At 70.1% G+C, this 13,871-nt stretch carries 10 protein-coding genes; 7 read left to right on the top strand and 3 right to left on the bottom strand.

Features of this window, described 5'->3' with window-relative positions; all coding sequences use genetic code 11:
- The first annotated feature begins 22 nt into the window (after positions 1-22).
- Complete coding sequence (locus tag ACT3T9_RS02780; RefSeq protein WP_444605928.1) at positions 23-1,573, top strand: maltokinase N-terminal cap-like domain-containing protein; 1,551 nt, start codon at positions 23-25, stop codon at positions 1,571-1,573.
- Here ACT3T9_RS02780 and ACT3T9_RS02775 read toward each other — a convergent pair.
- From ACT3T9_RS02775 to ACT3T9_RS02765, 3 genes are all read right to left on the bottom strand, one after another.
- A complete protein-coding gene (locus tag ACT3T9_RS02775) occupies positions 1,536-2,048 on the bottom strand; it encodes a hypothetical protein (protein WP_444605927.1) in 513 nt (170 codons plus the stop codon). The genes ACT3T9_RS02780 and ACT3T9_RS02775 overlap by 38 nt on opposite strands.
- A 221-nt stretch (positions 2,049-2,269) precedes the next feature.
- Positions 2,270-5,680: an ATP-binding protein gene (locus ACT3T9_RS02770; RefSeq protein ID WP_444605926.1), complete on the bottom strand. Its 3,411-nt coding sequence runs from the start codon at positions 5,678-5,680 to the stop codon at positions 2,270-2,272.
- 54 nt (positions 5,681-5,734) lie between these two features.
- Positions 5,735-7,255 carry a stealth family protein gene (locus ACT3T9_RS02765; RefSeq protein ID WP_444605925.1) on the bottom strand — a complete coding sequence of 507 codons (1,521 nt, stop codon included), beginning with the start codon at positions 7,253-7,255 and terminating at the stop codon, positions 5,735-5,737.
- A gap of 454 nt (positions 7,256-7,709) precedes the next feature.
- Here ACT3T9_RS02765 and ACT3T9_RS02760 point away from each other — a divergent pair, with 454 nt between their 5' ends.
- The 6 genes from ACT3T9_RS02760 to ACT3T9_RS02735 are packed head-to-tail and all read left to right on the top strand — an operon-like array spanning position 7,710 to position 13,842.
- Positions 7,710-9,467, top strand: coding sequence for a glycosyltransferase (locus ACT3T9_RS02760; RefSeq protein ID WP_444605924.1), 1,758 nt, complete (start codon positions 7,710-7,712; stop codon positions 9,465-9,467).
- Positions 9,443-10,756, top strand: a complete 1,314-nt coding sequence (locus ACT3T9_RS02755) for a CDP-glycerol glycerophosphotransferase family protein (RefSeq protein WP_444605923.1) — start codon at positions 9,443-9,445, stop codon at positions 10,754-10,756. Before ACT3T9_RS02760 ends, ACT3T9_RS02755 begins: the two co-directional genes overlap by 25 nt.
- Complete coding sequence (locus ACT3T9_RS02750) at positions 10,753-11,589, top strand: ABC transporter permease (RefSeq protein WP_444605922.1); 837 nt, start codon at positions 10,753-10,755, stop codon at positions 11,587-11,589. The genes ACT3T9_RS02755 and ACT3T9_RS02750 overlap by 4 nt, the downstream gene beginning before the upstream one ends.
- The gene (locus tag ACT3T9_RS02745) at positions 11,589-12,365 is read left to right on the top strand and encodes an ABC transporter ATP-binding protein (protein WP_444605921.1); all 777 of its coding nucleotides are present in this window, start codon (positions 11,589-11,591) and stop codon (positions 12,363-12,365) included. The genes ACT3T9_RS02750 and ACT3T9_RS02745 overlap by 1 nt, the downstream gene beginning before the upstream one ends.
- 33 nt (positions 12,366-12,398) lie before the next feature.
- Positions 12,399-13,103, top strand: coding sequence for an IspD/TarI family cytidylyltransferase (locus ACT3T9_RS02740; RefSeq protein WP_444605920.1), 705 nt, complete (start codon positions 12,399-12,401; stop codon positions 13,101-13,103).
- Positions 13,096-13,842: an SDR family NAD(P)-dependent oxidoreductase gene (locus ACT3T9_RS02735; protein WP_444605919.1), complete on the top strand. Its 747-nt coding sequence runs from the start codon at positions 13,096-13,098 to the stop codon at positions 13,840-13,842. Before ACT3T9_RS02740 ends, ACT3T9_RS02735 begins: the two co-directional genes overlap by 8 nt.
- Positions 13,843-13,871 lie beyond the last annotated feature (29 nt).

Raw genomic sequence — 13,871 nt, 5'->3', positions numbered from 1 at the left:
CTCGCGACCGTAGAGTGAGCGCATGGATGAGACGCACACCACCTCCTCTCCTGCTCCGGATGCCGAGGCGGTACCTGACGGCTCAGGAGCCGCCGCGCAGGACGTCGGCTCTGCCCTGCTCGACGGCTCTCCCCCGCTCGACGTCTCCCCGTTGCTGGACGTCTCTGCGCTGCCGCCGCTGGGCGAGGTGCTCGAGCAGCTCACCGAGCAGCTGGCGGCCTGGATGCTGGCCCAGCGCTGGTACGCGCACAAGGGTGCCGGGGCCCCCCGGGTCTCGATCCGCGGGTGGGCGCCGCTGCGGGTGGCTCCGGATCACGTGGTGGCGCTGGTCGCGGTCGCAGTCTCCCTCCCCCGTGACGCCGAAGCCCTCTATCAGGTCCCGTTGGTGCTGCGACGGCCCGGAGCGCCCTCCGGGGCGCGGGACGAGGGATCCGAGGTGGGGGTGCTCGCGGTGCCCGGCGGGCCGCTGCGGGTGGATGACGCCGCCCGAGATGCCGATGGCCGCGCGGCGATCATCGCGACCCTGGTCTCCGGGGAGGGCGCGCTCGGGCCTTCGCTGAGCCTCGCCTCCCACCGCACCGCCCCCGATGCCCCGCTCCCGCTGGGCCGCGCGATGCGCAGCCGCCTGCTCTCCGGGGAGCAGTCCAACACCTCGCTGATCGTCGAGACGGAGGGTGCCTCGCCGCTGATCCTCAAGCTGTTCAGGGTGCTCCAGGACGGTCAGAACCCCGACGTGGTGCTGCAGGGTGCGCTGACCGCCGCTGGCAGCCGACGGGTGCCGGCGATGGTGGGATCCGCGACGGTGGCGGTGGCGGGGCTCCGCACCCACTCCCTGTTCGCCCAGGAGTTCCTGCCCGGGGTCGAGGACGCCTGGCGGGTGGCGCTGCGCCTGGCAGCCGCCGGAGAGGACTTCCGGGAGGCCGCCCGCCAGCTGGGCGCCGCCGTGGCGGAGGTCCACCGAGATCTCGCCGATTCGCTCGGCACCACTCCCGCAGATGACTCCCTGGTGCGGGAGACCATCGAGCAGATGCGGAGGCGGCTCTCCGAGATCTCCGCCGAGGTCCCCCAGGTGGCCGTCCATCATGAGCGGATCGCGAGTCTGCTGGCGGCCGCCGCCGAGGTGCCGTGGCCCGCGCTGCAGCGCATCCACGGTGACCTGCACCTGGGCCAGGTGCTGCTGGTGCCCGACCGGGGCTGGGTGCTGGTGGACTTCGAGGGCGAGCCGCTGCGCCCGCTGGCCCAGCGCAGCCTTCCCGACTCGCCGCTGCGGGACGTGGCGGGGATGCTGCGCAGCCTCGACTACGTGGTGGGAGCGGTGCACGCCGAGCACGGGACAGATGCCACCGCCTGGGCAGCAGACGCCCGCGCCGCCTTCCTCGAGGGCTATGCGCAGGCCGCGGGAGAGGATGGCGAGGACTCCGCAGCACCGGTGCTGCTGGCCGCATTCGAGGCGGACAAAGCCGTCTACGAGGCGCTGTACGAGGCGCGGAACCGCCCCGACTGGCTGCCGATCCCGCTGGCGGCGCTCGAGCGGATCAGCGCACCAGGCGCGGAGGCGGGGTCAGCGGGCTGAGCGCCGAGGTCGGACTGGTGGTGGCCCTCGGGGACAGGGAGCCTGGCAGGAACGGCGCGCTGATCGCGCGCACGGCCACCCGCACCCCGACGATCACCTCGAGCAGATCCCCGGTCGCATCGATCCAGGTGCGCCCGATGATCCCGCATCCCTGCTGCTCGGAGCGGCGACGCATGCCGCGGGACCGGGCGATGGTGTCGGCGGCGTCCAGCAGCTCCGTGGCGGCGGCTGCGGAGTCCTCCGGCAGGCCCGAGCTGGTCAGCAGAGCACTGACGTGGCAGAGAGTCTGGAGGCCATGCCAGGAGCTCCCGGAGGAGCGGTCGCGCTGGGGACGGTGATCCCCGAAGGTGATCAGCCCCGGCTGCTGCTCGAGCACTGCGGTGGTGACCGCGCTGAGCAGCTCGTGGATCCGTCCGTGGGTCTCGTCCTGGCCCGGGATCGAGTCCGAAGAGTGCACCGGTAGCGCTGACATCATCGCCCACCCTCCCCTGTCGTGCCGCCTCGGCGACGACGTGCCACTGCACCGCCGGACTGGAACGGTTGGCGATCAGGGTACCGATCCCGGGCGCCGCTGCCGATGGGGAGAACTCCCCATGCACTCAGACGCTACTGAATGGTAACGAGGGTTGATCCGCCCCGTCGTCTGGTCAGCACCCCGGTCGACGCGAGCAGCCCAGATCGACCCCGCCCCGTCCCTCACTCCGCGACGGGCACGAAATCCACCGGAGCCACGGAGGAGTAGCGGTCCTGCCGGATCGACACCACGCCCACACCGCCGATGAACGGGGCCAAAGCCTGCGGGTTCTTGCCCGGGTTCGCGAGGATCACCTGGAAGCCGAAGTGACGGAAGGACTCCATCGCCGCGGTGATGAACTTGCCGGCGCCCTTGGAGAAGGCCTCGTCGATGATGATCGGGGCGTAGCGCGGCGCCTCCTGTCCGGTCCCTGCCAGCTGGTAGCGCAGAGCCGCGGCCAGGCAGAAGGTGGCCAGCCGCTCGTTCTGGCCACCCGAGAGCGGGCCGCCGGATTCGTGGGCGTGGACCACCGTGCCCTCGGCGTCGACCTCCTCGGCGTGGAAGTGCACGTGGCGGCGCACATCGAGGATCACCCGGGAGACCTGATCGTCGCGAGTGCGGGCCGAGCCGATCATGTCCATCAGGTGCCGCAGCGAGAGGAAGCGCTCCTCGGCCAGCTCGCGATCACGGGAGATGTCGTGCAGCGCGGAGCCGGCCACCGCCTCCTCGAGCGCACGCTTGAACTCGTCCAGCGCCGCCAGGTGCACGGGGCGCATCGACAGCTGCAGGTAGCGGCCGGAGTGGAACTCGACCTGCGCGAGCAGGGCGTTGATCCGCTGCAGGCGTTTGCGGATCTCCGCCGGTTCCCTGGCGATCGCCGTGGCCAGGGCCTGCACGTCACCGAGCGTGTTGCCGGTGAAGAACTCGAAGAAGCGGTCCTCGACCTCGGGCAGCTTCTCCTCCTCGATCCGCTGCAGGATCTCGAGGTAGTCGTCGGCCCCCTCGAGCGTGGGCGCCGTGTCGCCGGCCCGGGCGGGCCAGCGGCGGGAGAACTCGCGCATGGCGGTGCGTATGTCCTCCTCGGCCCGGGAGGTGCGACGGGTGAGGTCCATCAGCTCCGCATCCAGGGTCGCGGAGGCGTCCTTGGTGACCTGGTCGATCGTGGACAGCACCAGGGTGGGGGCGATCGCGGCGAAGCGCTCGGCCAGCTCCTGCTCGACCTCGGGGTCGAGCGCGGACCCGGCGACCCGCTCGCGCGCCTCGGCAAGGCGCTCATCGGCCCGTTCCGCCTGCTCGGCGAGCTTGCCGGCGCTGCGCACGACCTCCAGCAGCTCCTCATCGCTGTCCGCGATGGACCGCTCGACCTCGTCGATCTGCTGGGCCAGCTCAGTGAGCGCGGAGGAGCCGTCCTCCGCGGCACGCACCATGTCACGCAGGTTCGCCACCCGGCGGGCCACCGACGCCGCATCGATGTCGTCCCAGGTGACGGCGCTGATCAGCTGGAGCGCGTAGAGGCGCTCCTGGCGCCGCTCCCGCTCACCCTCGACATCCTTGCGCCGGGCCTGGGCCTCGAAGAGCGCCTGCTCGGCCCGGGTGCGCTCGGACTCGAACACCGCCCGCTTGGCCCGGTTGTCGAAGCCGAGCACCCACTGGGAGCGGTCGTTGATCTGCCGGTCGGCGTTCTTCTCGTGCCGGGTGGAGGAATGCTTGATCTGTCCCGAGCGCAGCACCGCCCGGTTCAGGCGGGTGAACTCCTCGAGGGTCTCCGCGCAGGTGTAGTCCATGCGGGAGGCGATCTCATGGGAGAGCCACACATGGAACTCGCCGTCCTTGACGTCGAGCTTCGCGGCGAGGGAGCGCTCGTCGATGTTCTTCGCCGGGCGGCGCAGGTCGGTGTTGACCCGGTTGTAGGAGATCCGACGGCGCAGCTTCGTGCGGTCGATGACCGCAGCGACCTCTCGGTACACCCGATCCGGGACCAGGATGGAGCGGGCCAGGCCCCGCAGCGCCTGCTCGGCGGCGGCGGTCCACTCCTCCTCGCCGGTGCGCACCTGCAGCAGCTCGGCGGCGAAGGGCAGCTCGGCGGGCGAGATTCCCACCTCAGCCGCGATGTGGTCGCGCAGGGCGACGTCCTCGGAATGGAGGTTCGAAGCCCGGGAGGTGAGGGAGGCGAGCTCCTCGCGGGTGCGGGCGAGGGTCTGCGCCAGCTCGCGGACGGCCGCTTCAGCTTCCCAGCGGGCTGCGTCGGCACCCTTCTCCTCGGTCTCGAGGGACTCCCGCAGCGCCATCACCTCACGCTGCAGGGCCAGGAACATGTCCTCCCCCGCCGGGGTGCGCAGCTCGACGGTCGCCAGCTGGGCGGCGAACTCGGTGCCCCGCTCGCGGCGCCGCTCGCGCTCGACCTCGAGGCCCGCGATCTGCTGCTTCCAGTCGTCGATCTCGCCGCCGCCGGCGCGCTTGCGCTGCTCCTTGAGCTGGGCGAGGTCGGAGCGGGCTTCGGTGACGTCCTGGCTGAGACGGCGCTGCTGCGCTGCGAGCCGGTCGCGTTCGAGCTGGAGCCGGTCGGTCTCGTCTCCCAGCAGCCGCACCAGATGCTGGGCGGCGAAGACGTCGATATCGGCCCGGCGGTCCACCAGCTCTCCGCCCCGCGAGCGCATCGCCGTCCAGTTCTCGTGGTTGCCGCGCAGGCCGCGCAGCAGGTCCCGCTGCTCACGCGCGGTCACCAGTGCCTCGTACACCTCGGAGAGGTTGTGGAAGTTCGCGAGCGCCTGATCGGCCAGCTCGAAGGTGCGCGGCGCATCGAGCATGTAATCGCGCAGCAGCCCGTTGACGTCGCCGAGCTCCTTGGCGGACTGGATCTTGTGCAGCAGGCCCAACGCCTTCTCGTCCGGGATCCCCAGCAGCTGGCTGAACGCGGCGCGGTACTCGCGGAACTGGCGGAAGGTCTGGGTGCCCGGATGGGCGGCTTCGAGCGCCTTGCCCTCGATCTGCGTGGAGACGAACTGGCGCAGATCGGTGACATCCAGCGGAGTCCGCGCGATGACATAGAGGCTCTTGACATCGGAGTCCGCAGAATGACCGGCATGCAGCAGGAGCAGGCGGGAGAGCTGGACGGTGCCGCCCTTGCCATCGCTGTAGCGCAGGGTCAGCACCGACAGGGTGGTCTTCTCCCGCAGCACCTCCTGGCTGAACTCCCCGGTGGCCTGGTCGTAGTGCATCGCCCAGGCGCCTCGCACGTAGCTGGCGACGGTGCGGCGGTACTTCGAGCGCTGCGGCCCGGCGTCCGAGGCCGCGGCGTTGAACTGCAGGGTGCGGGGCGGGGTCAGCAGTGCGCTGATCGCATCCAGCAGGGTCGACTTCCCGGTGCCGGGGCCGCCGGTGAGGAAGTAGCCCTTGGGGGAGATCTTCAGATCGTGCGTGCCGTGGAAGGTCCCCCAGTTGGAGACCTGCACGGCGACCAGCCGCCACTGTCCCGGATGGGGGTGGTCGGGGTCGGTGACCGTCCCCGCGGGCGCGGGCTCGGTCGGGACCCCGGGCAGATCCAGTCCATCCTGCTGCTGCTGCGGGGTCACGGTCTCAGTCGTCGAAGGCACCCGGTCAGGGTACCGAGTCCGGCGCCTTCCAGGCACCCGCTGGTCGCCGTCGGATCAGGCCGGCTCCGCCGGAGCTGTCTCCCACGGGGCAGGATCTGGAAAATACGTCTCGAGGAAGCGTCGCAGTCCGGCGCGGCGGGACGGGTCCAGCGCCCTCTCCTCGGTGTTCAGGCAGAAGGTGTCGTATCGGCGCAACGATCCCAGTGCATCGAGCGCTTGCGGCGCATGCGGTGCTGCAAGGTCGAGGTACAGATAGTTCGGGGTGGACGGCACGGAGCGTCCCAGCGCATGCGCGTACCAGTGGTGGAGCGAGGACGCCACGGAGATGTCCTGCGGAGAGCGGAACGGCGCCGCCCGGGTGCGGGCGATCTCCTCGGAATTCTCCTCCTCGATCTGCGCCGCGACGCTGCGCAGCTGGGGATGGACGGTGTGCCGGATCCTCGTGCGCACGTCGATCCCGAAGCGGCCCGCCAGAAGCTCCCGACCATTCTTGGCTGCGGCCATGAGAGGTGGATCGAAAGACGTTGCGGGTCCAGGGTCGATCGGCAGATCCGAGGGGAAGAAGCGGGCGACCCCTTCTGCCGCGAAGTAGTCTCCCGGATGCGCGATCCGGCCGAAGAACACGTCATCGTTGAGGTAGAGGTAGTGCTCGGCAAGTCCGGGGATGCGATGCAGTGCCGATTCGATCGCATGAGAGTTGAATCGGCTGCCCCCGAGCAGCTCTCGGTGGTCCACCAGCTGGATGCGCGGATCCCCGTTCAACCAGGTGGGAAGCTGGCCGTCCGTGACCAGATAGATGCGACGCACCCAATTCGCATAGCGATGCAGGGAACGCAGGGAGTAGCGCAGCTCCTCGGAGTCCGCGAACCGCGCCTCCGCGGTCGCTGAGGGATGCCGGGCGACCGGGCCGCCCACGGCCGACGTCCTCTCGAGCGCCGCGTCGCGTCGAGCTCTCCACGCCTGGTCCCGGTCGTCGACCCAGGTGTACACCACGTCGATCGGCATCGACGGCGCGGGTGGGCCCGGCCGACGGTGGGAGCCGATGAGACTCTGCCGAGCCGTCTCTTCCCAGGCCGTGGCCTCGATCCGCCTGAAGGCGCCCAGAGCTGCACCGCGATGTGCCTCCCCTGTCCAATGCATCAGGTCAACCCTCAGCTCCAGATCGCCGGTGCGTTCGAGCTCGCGGCCGGCGACGGCGAATCGAGGTCGTAGATCGATCCATCGGCCGTCGCGCGCCGGGCGGACCTCCCAGTGCGGAGGAAGTGCACGCAGGGCATCCAGCACGGCGCCCGCGTCCTGCTGGCGGACCATGAGCCGCCAGGGAAGACGGGGCTCAGGTGGTGCGAGGACAGGGACAATCGGGGAGATCGCCGCCAGCACGGCCTCCAGCAGCTCGCTGCGCAGCCGATGCAGGTCAGGGGCGAAGACCGAGTGCGCCTGATGGGGATGCAACGACAGCCCGGTCCAGACGTTCCCGGGGGCTGGCGGCGGCAGCAGCCGTGCTCCCTCGCGGCGTGCGCGACGGAGCGCGTCACCGCGCCATACGCTCGCGACTCGCCGCCGGATCCCGTTCACATCGCCGGAGTTTACGGGAGGCTCGCCGACAGCAGACATCTTTCGTTCACCCGCCATTCACGTTGCTATAGTCCGGCAGATCGGACCGCTGGGGTGGCAGTCGGCACACCCATCCCGTAAGACAGCGCATCTCACGGCCTCGAGCAGCTGCCTCAGACGAGCACGTGCCATGCGAAGGAGCCTATCGACCGATGCCGATGCGTAGAACTTGGCGCCGACTCCACCGCGTGCAGAACGTGGCGACGGAGACCGTCCGTCGTGCCCGCCGGGTTCGTCGTCTTCGGGCACAGGACGTCACCGCCACCACTGCCCAGCGGCTCACGGCCCTGGCAGACATGCACCTCCTCGTCCCGGCCGCTTTCGAGATTCCGGAGAGGGCGTGAGCACCGTCCGCGGGTCACATCCGAGAGCCCTTACTCCGAGCCCCCGTGGTCCGCAGGGCGAGGCCTCGAGCATGCCGAGCGACCCGCCGCCAGCACGCGAAGCCGGCGGGGCGAGCCACCATGCGCGATCCGCGGCACGTCCCTCCCTGGTCCTGGGCACCTGGAATGCCTCCGCCTCCACTCCCGAGACCGCTCTGTGGGATCAGGCGCTGCCGGCCTCGACCTGGCGGTCCGTGCTGGGCGATGCGGTGGTGACCCTCGAGTTCAAGGGCGGGCCGGCAACCCTGTGGGCGGCCCGCTCCGGACGGCGCTGGCCGCTCGCCGTCGACATCCTCGGCAGCCACCAGCTGCGGCTCTCCGCCCAGGGGCCGCAATGGCTCTGGGTCGAGGGGCCGGTCAGCACCGTCACCTGGAGCACGGAACGTGCGGTCGATCTGCCGCCCGTCACGGTGGTGATGCCCACCCGGGGCCGTGAGCAGGATGCGATCACCCAGGCGGAGCGCTTCGCCCGGATGGGCTGCGTGCACGAGGTGCTCGTCGTCGATCAGGGCCGCACCCTCGCGCAGCTGCCCGCCATCACCCGGCTGCTCGCCGAGCGGCCGGAGATCCGGCTGATCACCCAGCGGAACCTCGGCGGTTCCGGCGGCTATGCCCGCGGGATGCTCGAGGCCGCCGCCTCCCCCGGGCATGCGGTGCTGTTCTCCGATGATGATGCGGTGCTGTCCGAGGAGTCCCTGCGTCGCATGGTCACCTTCCAGGCGCTGTGCGCCACCCCCACCATCCTGGGCACACCGCTGTTCTCCTCCGAGCATCCGGATCGTCTGATCGCCGTGTCCGAGGCAGTGCGGGGCGGGGACTTCCAGTGGCACGCCACGGACGGCGTCCGCAAGCCGGTCGAGCTGTCCGGCACCACCCCCGAGCAGTGGAGCTTCCTGCGCGCCCATGGCGAGGCCAATTACACCGGCTGGTGGGCGACCCTGTTCCCGCCCGGCACCGCAGCGGAGCTGGGCCTGCCCGCCCCCTACTTCCTGAAGTGGGACGACGCCGAATACGGGCTGCGGGCCACCGAGCGCGGGTATCGGCACGTGGTGCTGCCCGGGACCAGCGTCCACCACCCGCCATGGACCATGTATCGCACCCAGATGACCTGGACCGCGCGGGTGCTGCACCGCAACCGGCTGGCGACCGCCGCCGCTCATGGCTCCGGCCGGGGCGTGATCTCCTCCTCGCTGCTGCATCAGGGCAAGCACATCCTCTCCGGGCTCCACCTGACCACGGCGCTCTGGGACCACGGCATCGAGTCCTTCCTCGCCGGACCCGACTCCTGGCTCGGTCGGGACCTCGCACGTGCGCGAGCCGACGGCGGGAAGGTCATCGCCGACTGGACGGTGCAGGCGGGTGCGGACCGTGCCGCCGCGCCGCTGGCGATCACCCGTCACCGCCCGCTGCCGCTGCCGCAGGCCCTCACCCGCGCGGCACTGCGCCTGCTGCGTCCGGACCGGCCTCCGCGCCTGGTGATGGGGGTGCGGGAGGACCGCCTGACCTGGCGCACCGCCCTCGGCGCCGACGCGATCGTGATCACCGACGCCACCGGCCGGGCCCTGATGACCTACCCGGTGCGCGGCTCGACAGGTCGCCGCCTCCTGCTCGGCACCGCGTGGCGCCACCTGCGGATGGCCCTGCGCTGGGCCTCCCTGCGCGGCAGCTATCGCCGCGCCCTGCCCCTGACCACCACCACCCAGGCCTGGTCGCAGCTGTTCGACCGGACCGACCCGATCACCGCGCCCCGTGAAGGGAGCAGGCCTTGCAGCCTCGAGAGAACACCCTGAACCGCCGACTGCGCAGCGTGGGCGGGCGCCTCCTGCGCCGCTACCATCTGCTGCCCGGCGGGATGCCCGACGGACTCGGTGACGACGAGGACCTCCAGGACCAGTCCCTGTACGGCGACGTCATCGTCTACTTCGCCGACACCATGGAGAGCATGTACCAGATGCGCGGCTGGTACGGCCCGCTCAGAGCGCTCCATGCGGAGCTGGGCGTGACCGTGGTGTGCATGGATTCCCGGGTCGCAGAGGTGCTGCGGGATGAGATGGACATGCCGGTGGTGACGGTCGCCCTGGACGCGACCCTCGACGGGCTGATCGCCCGCAGCGGCACCAAGCTGGTCCTGTACGTGAACTACAACCCGATGAACACGGCGCCGCTGCGCTCCCGCTCGGTCATCCACGTCTCCCTGCTGCACGGGGACTCGGACAAGGGCGTCTCGGTCTCCAACCAGGTCAAGGCCTACGACTACTCCTTCGTGGCCGGGCAGGCGGCGATCGACCGCTATGCGCGGTACACCTCCCTGTTCGATGCCGCCACCCGCTGCCTCCCCGTCGGCCGCCCCTCCCTGGACACCGACCGGGAGGGGATCACCGTCCCGGAGCGCCGTGATGACCGTCCGGTGGTGCTCTATGCACCCACCTGGGAGGGTGGCCAGGCCTCCGTCGCCTACAGCTCGCTGCGCACCCACGCCGAGGCGCTGCTGCGCTCCGTGCAGAAGGCGGGGGCCCGGATCATCTATCGCCCCCATCCGCTGACCGGGGTGCGGGTGCCCGAATTCGGCGAGGCGGACCGGGCGGCGCGGGAGCTGCTCGCCGAGGGCGGGCACACCATCTCCGACGACCGCCCGCTCTCGCTCGACGTCGCCGAGGCGGATCTGCTGATCTGCGACATCTCCGCCGTCGCGAACGACTGGCTCGCCACCGGCAAGCCGCTGATCATCACCACCCCCGCCGAAGGAACTGCTCAGGAGGCCGGTACCCGGATGCTCGATGTGCTCCCCCGTCTCTCCGTCCAGGAGGCCCCCGCCGCCGGACGGCTCGCCCTGGAGGCGATCACGCACGATCCTGGCCGTGAGGAGCGGCTACGGCTGAGCGAGTACTACCTCGGTGACACCACCCCGGGGGCGTCCCTCGCCCGCTTCCTCACCACCTGCCGTGAGCTCGCGGCGCAGCGTGATGAGCAGTGGGCGCGGATCAGCGGGCCCGACCCGAGCCGGCCCGACCCGCCCACCTCTGTCGCACGGACGGGCGAGGCGTCGTCCGCTCCCAGCAGCCGGGCTACGACCCCGTGAGCCGGCCCATCCCCTACACCGCCGGGACCCGCACCTCGACCGTGCAGACCCTCCGGGAGCTGGTGCGCACCCGGAAGATCCTCGCGGTGCTGATCCGTCGGGATCTGAAGCTGCGCTACGCCGATTCGATGCTCGGCTATGTCTGGACCGTGCTCGAACCGCTGATGATGGGCTCGATCTACTGGTTCGTGTTCACGGTGATCTTCCATCGCACCGTGGGCTCGGAGCCGTACATCATCTTCCTGCTCTCCGGGCTGCTGCCGTTCATGTGGTTCACCAACGGGATCAACGAGGGCATCCAGTCGCTGGCCTCCCAGCGGCGGCTGATCGCCTCGACCTCCCTGCCGCGCCAGATCTGGGTGCTGCGCAGCACCGGCGCGAAGGGCGTGGAGTTCCTGCTGTCGATCCCGGTGCTCGCCGTCTTCGCCGTGTTCTACCGGCCGCAGTTCGACCTGCAGCTGGTGCTCTTCCCCGTCGGCATCCTGATCCAGCTGATGCTGCTGCTGGGACTCGCCCTGCTGTTCTCCCCGATCACCATGCTGGTGCGGGATGTGGAGCCGCTCATCCGGGTGGCCACGCGCGCGCTGTTCTACGCCTCCCCGATCATCTACAGCCTGAACGACGTCGTGGTCACGTCCCTGCCGCCGGTCGTCGTCGGGCTCTACAAGTTCAATCCGCTCACCGGGATCCTGGAGTGCTATCGCGCCGGCTTCTTCCCCGGTCCGGTGTACTGGGACGCGATCCTCGCCGCCGCCGCCATCTCTGCCGTCACCCTGGTGATCGGCTGGACGGTGTTCGGCCGCATGGAGCGTCAGGTGCTGAAGGAGGTCTGATGAACGACACGAACATTCTGCCCGCCGCCGACTCCACCGCTGGGGACCCTGCCGTCCCGGTGATCTCCCTGGAAGGCGTGGGAGTCGAGTTCTCCCGCAAGCGTCGCGACCTGAGCCTGCGCTCGATGCTGTTCCGCCGCGACAAGGGCCCCGACGGCGACTCCTTCTGGGGGCTCAAAGACATCTCCTTCGAGGTGCGCCAGGGCGAGGCGGTCGGCGTGGTGGGACGCAACGGACAGGGCAAATCCACCCTGCTGAAGGTCGTGGCAGGGGTGCTGCTGCCCGACGCGGGCCGGGTCTCGGTGACCGGCGGAGTCGCGCCGCTGATCGAGATCACCGGCGGTTTCGCCCCGGACCTCACCGGTCGGGAGAACATCCACCTCGCCGCCGGTCTGCACGGCATGCCGAAGGAGACCATCGCTGCGAAGTTCGACGAGATCGTCGACTTCGCCGAGATGGAGAAGTTCCTGGACACCCCGTTCCGGCACTTCTCCTCCGGGATGAAGGTCCGGCTCGCCTTCTCCGTGATCTCGCAGCTCGATGAACCGATCATCCTGGTCGACGAGGTGCTCGCCGTGGGCGACAAGGCCTTCCGCACCAAGTGCTACACGCGGATCGAGGAGCTGCTGGCCGCGCGCCGCACCCTCTTCCTGGTCTCCCACAAGGACAACGACCTGCGCCGCTTCTGCACCCGCGGGCTCTACCTGCGCCAGGGACAGCTGGTCGAGGACGCACCGATCCGCGAGGTGCTCGCCGCCTACGAGAAGGAATCCTGAGCCCGCGATGAGGCGAGCAGAGATGAGACACCCATGACGACCGCTGCTGCGACGTTCTCGCTGATCCTGCTCAACGGCGGGGTGGGAGCCCGGGTCGGGGCGGGCCAGCCCAAGCAGCTGCTCAAGCTGCGCGGCATCCCGATCCTCGTCTACACCCTGGTCACCGCGGATCGACTGCCGCAGGTGGGGCAGATCGTGGTGAACTTCCCCGAGGGCTGGCGGAGGGAGATCGAGGAGGTGCTCGACGCCTACGCGATCTCCACCCCGATCACGCTGGTGCCCGGGGCTCCGACGCGCCACTCCTCGGTGCGCGAGATGCTCCCCCACTGCGAGTACGACCAGGTCCTCCTGCACGAATCAGCCCGCCCGCTGGCGACCTCCGCGGACTTCACCCGCCTGATCGATTCGCCCTGGCAGAACGTCGCACTGATGTCGCCGATCCCCTTCACCGTCGCGCCCGTCGATCCCGAGACCCACATGGTCACCGGCTCGCTGGACCGGGCCCGGCTGCGCAATGTGCAGCTGCCGCAGAAGTTCCGGCGGTCCGATCTGGTCGCCGCGCATGAGAAAGCACTGTCTGAGGGCATCGAGTACACGGAGGACGCGACCCTGGTCGCCGATGCCGGCTTCCCGGTGCACTTCCTCGACGGCAGCGACACCAACCTCAAGGTGACCTCCCCGACCGACGTCCGCATGGCCACCGTGCTGCTGCAGGGAGAGAGGGATCGAGATGTCTGAGCAGACCACCGCCCGGGCCGCTCGGCCGGAGCATCCCGGTCGCACCGCGCTGATCACCGGTGCCTCCCGCGGGATCGGGCTGGCGACTGTGCGCCGGCTCGCGCAGGAGCCGGGCATCTCCACGATCATCCTGGTCTCCCGCAGCGCCGAGGACCTCGAGCGGGCCGCCGGGCAGCTGCGTGACGAGGGTGACGGCAGCACCCGCTTCCTGCCCTGCGTGCTGGACGTCGGCGACCGCTCCGCCCTCAAGCGCACCGCGAAGCGGCTCTACGACGAGGTGGGCGACATCCATCTGCTGGTGAACAACGCCGGTTACACGAATCCGGTGCCGCTGCAGCAGGTGAAGATGCCGGACTTCGAACGCACCATGGAGGTGAACCTCTACGCACCGTTCCTGCTGGTGAAGACCCTGCTCAACCGCGGCAACGTGTTCGATCTGATCGTGAACGTGGCCTCCACCGCAGGGGTCACCGGGCGGTCAGGCTGGTTGACCTATTCGGCATCCAAGTCCGCGCTGATCACCATGAGCGAGGTGATGCGGGAGGAGCTCTCGATCTACGGCACCCGGGTCGCGTGCATCTCCCCCGGACGCACCGCGACCGAGCTGCGACGGGTGCTCGCCCCGGACGAGGACCCGAGCACGATCATGCAGCCCGAGCATGTCGCCGAGGTGATCGGCGCGCTGACCTCCCCGGTGGGCGCCTACATCGATTCGGAGAACATCATCGTGCGGCAGTGAGGCGAGGTACCGGCGATATGCGGGGCCCG

It is taken from the genome of Brachybacterium sp. AOP29-B2-41 (assembly GCF_052378395.1).
Lineage (GTDB): Bacteria > Actinomycetota > Actinomycetes > Actinomycetales > Dermabacteraceae > Brachybacterium.
This window is presented reverse-complemented; position numbering and strand designations above follow the sequence as displayed.

Bases quoted from the DNA above. Each gene is read 5' to 3' on its own strand.
- ACT3T9_RS02740 (WP_444605920.1), top strand. From the start codon at position 12,399: ATGACGACCGCTGCTGCGACGTTCTCGCTGATCCTGCTCAACGGCGGG.
- ACT3T9_RS02780 (WP_444605928.1), top strand. From the start codon at position 23: ATGGATGAGACGCACACCACCTCCTCTCCTGCTCCGGATGCCGAGGCG.
- ACT3T9_RS02775 (WP_444605927.1), bottom strand. From the start codon at position 2,048: ATGATGTCAGCGCTACCGGTGCACTCTTCGGACTCGATCCCGGGCCAG.
- ACT3T9_RS02745 (WP_444605921.1), top strand. From the start codon at position 11,589: ATGAACGACACGAACATTCTGCCCGCCGCCGACTCCACCGCTGGGGAC.
- ACT3T9_RS02735 (WP_444605919.1), top strand. From the start codon at position 13,096: ATGTCTGAGCAGACCACCGCCCGGGCCGCTCGGCCGGAGCATCCCGGT.
- ACT3T9_RS02760 (WP_444605924.1), top strand. From the start codon at position 7,710: ATGCCGAGCGACCCGCCGCCAGCACGCGAAGCCGGCGGGGCGAGCCAC.